The following is a 2669-nucleotide window of genomic DNA, read 5'->3' on the forward strand; positions in this document are numbered from 1 at the left end:
AGAGAAAATTTACGCCACATCAGGCAATTAGGTCAATGTCGGGCACCACCAAAAAGCGGATCTTGCTGGATCAGCTTCCCAGGATTCTGAGCGGCTATGGTAAAACCTTTGCCAACTACAGTGCCGATAATCCGGCATCCGTGGACAGTCACCTCTCCTTTATTCCAGGCTCCCCCGCAACCGCTCCAAAAAACGGGTGAAATCCTTCTCCTCCCCGGGATCGGACCCCTCCGGCGGCGGTGTGCTCTCCACCCCCCGACTCCCACCTTCCGCCCTGGACTCTTCCTGCAACTTTTCATCCTCATCTTCGATGGCTTCCAGATAGGTTGCCAGCAACTCCGGAAATTTTTCTGTAAAGAAGAAGACCGCATCCCGGGTTTGCTCCATGCCATCCATGCTCTCGCGGATGGCCGTCGCCAGCTGGATGAAGGGTTCGTCCAGCGTTGCCAACTCCGCAGAGACACCCATGGAACTTTTTTGCACCTCCTCCACCCGGTGGGTCAAATCCACCACTTTTTCCATCAACTCCTGGCTGGAGAGGGAGAGTCCTCCTTCCACAGCCGTGCGTATCCCCTCTAGAGCCCCCTGCACCGGCGCCATGCGCACATCCGCCAAGCCGTCAAGCCGCGCAAAGAGGGCCGCCAATGCCTCCTGAAATCCTCGTTTGCGCTCCATCTCCTCGTTGGCGTGCTGCGCCTCGATCTGCCGACCCATCTCTTCCAGCCTGGCCAGCAACGCTTGCTGGGCAGGCAGGTTGCGCTCTTCCATCGCCTCCCGCAGCCAGGCCAACCCCTCCCGCACCGGCCCGGAAACCTCTCCCAACACCCCCTCCACATGCCGGGTCAGATCGGCCAGCATCCCCCGGAAAGCCTCTTTCTGCTCCCCCTGGCCCCGCTCCACCTGCTCCTGGAACAGGGTGGTCAAGGTCAGCAACAGATCCTCCGCCGGCGCTCCAGCCCCCCCGCGCAACTGCTCGACCAACCGGGTTATGGTCTCGGGATGCAAAAACACCGGGCGCTTCTCCGCCTCCAGCCACACCTCCCGCATCTCCCGAACATGCTGGCCCAGCCCCGTCGCCCACCCCGCCGCAACCTTCTCCTCCCATGCTCCGGTCAGCTCCAACAGGGTATCGCGCACCTTCTGGTCGCTGTCGGTCCAAAGCCGGGTCTGATTCTCCCGCAGTTGCAGCTCCAGACGCTCCATCCCCGCCTGAATGAGCCGTTCCATCGCCGGCAACGCATCCCCCGAGGCCTGCTGACCGGCCCGCATCCGCTGCAACAACTCCTCCTGAAGTTGCCGCACCATCCGTTGCAACTCCCGCTGCCCGGCCACCACCGCCTGCCCACTCTCCTCCCAGGCGGTCTGCAACATCTGCCGCAGAGTCTCGGCATCGACGCCACGCTCCTCCGGCACCAGCATGCGCATGGCCTCGCTGATCCGGGCGCCCATCTCCAACGACAACCGGTTGTGGGTCTCCTGGAGTGTCCGTTCCAGGCGGGCCATGTTCTCCTCTTGCAACGTCCCCGCCAGGCGGGTCACGATACTCTCCTCCCGCAGGGCGCTCTCCAGCCGGGCAACGCTCGCATCGGGTTTGGCACTCTCCGCCCCATGGGTTGCCTGCGCCACCGCCTCCATCCCCAGCAAAAGATCGGAACGCAGTTGCAACACCATCTCCTGCACTGCGACACGCTCCTCGGCCATGGCTTGCAGACTCACCGAGCGCATCCCCTCCATCACCTCCCGCCACCGTTCGCCCTGGATCTTCTCCGCCTTGCCCCGCTCTTCTTCCAGACGCTCCATCCGTTCGAGAGCGATCTGGAATACCGTCCCTACCTCCCGCAAACGGTGCGCCTCCTCCATGATCCCCCGGCGTAACGCCTCGGCCCGGTCACGCCACGCCGCCTCGGTGGCCAGCAGTTGCGCCTCGTTGACACGCCCCTCCTCGGTCCGGGTCATCTGCAACGTCTCGCCCAGTTGATCCAGACGCCACACCAATTCGTTCAGGCGCGTCACCTCCCGCTCTTCGCGAGCATGCAACGCCTGTTTGATCCCCTCCAACAACTCCCGCAGGGTCTCCTGCCCAGCCACCATCTCCGGTATGCCCACGCGAGTCTCACCCTCCGGTGCAGAGACCGCCTCCCGTGACCCGGGCGGGGATTCATCTTCCCTCCCAACCGCCGCATCATGCACCCCGGCTGCCGCTGCGAAGGTTGATACGGACTCGGGCTCCCGGACCACCTCCGGCGCCTGGTTTGGCACCGTGGCCGCCGCCGACAAGACCTCCAGCGCCTCCTGCACAACCGTTGCGTTCAGTTGTGCCAGACGGGCGCTCTCTTCCCGCATCCAGGCCTTGACCGGCTCCAGGGATATCTCCCGTTCCCCGTCGCTGCGACTCGACAACAGGACCAGGAGCTGATCCAACCTGGCCACCAGGGGTTCCAACGCTTCCGCCGGCGCCACCGGGCTCTCCGCCGCCGGTACCGCCGGGTTCATGGTCGCCGGCGCCGCCGGATTTTCGGCAAAATACCGCCGCATCTCCGTCAGGGCCTGTCGCCACTCTGTCTCCTGACAGGCCACCAGTTTCTCCCCTTCACGGCGCAAGGTCGTGGCAACCGTCTCCTGGAGCGACTCCCGCAACGCCTGGTCGCGGCTGCTCCGTCCGGCGCCCA

Annotated in this window: 1 protein-coding gene; it reads right to left on the minus strand. The window is 64.4% G+C overall.

Translation table 11 applies throughout. From position 1 onward, the window contains the following. Positions 1-159: 159 nt before the first annotated feature. On the minus strand, positions 160-2669 hold a 2510-nt coding region (locus HQL63_16205; protein ID MBF0178365.1), incomplete at its 5' end, for a hypothetical protein.

This window comes from Magnetococcales bacterium (assembly GCA_015231175.1).
Classification (GTDB): Bacteria; Pseudomonadota; Magnetococcia; order Magnetococcales; family DC0425bin3; genus HA3dbin3.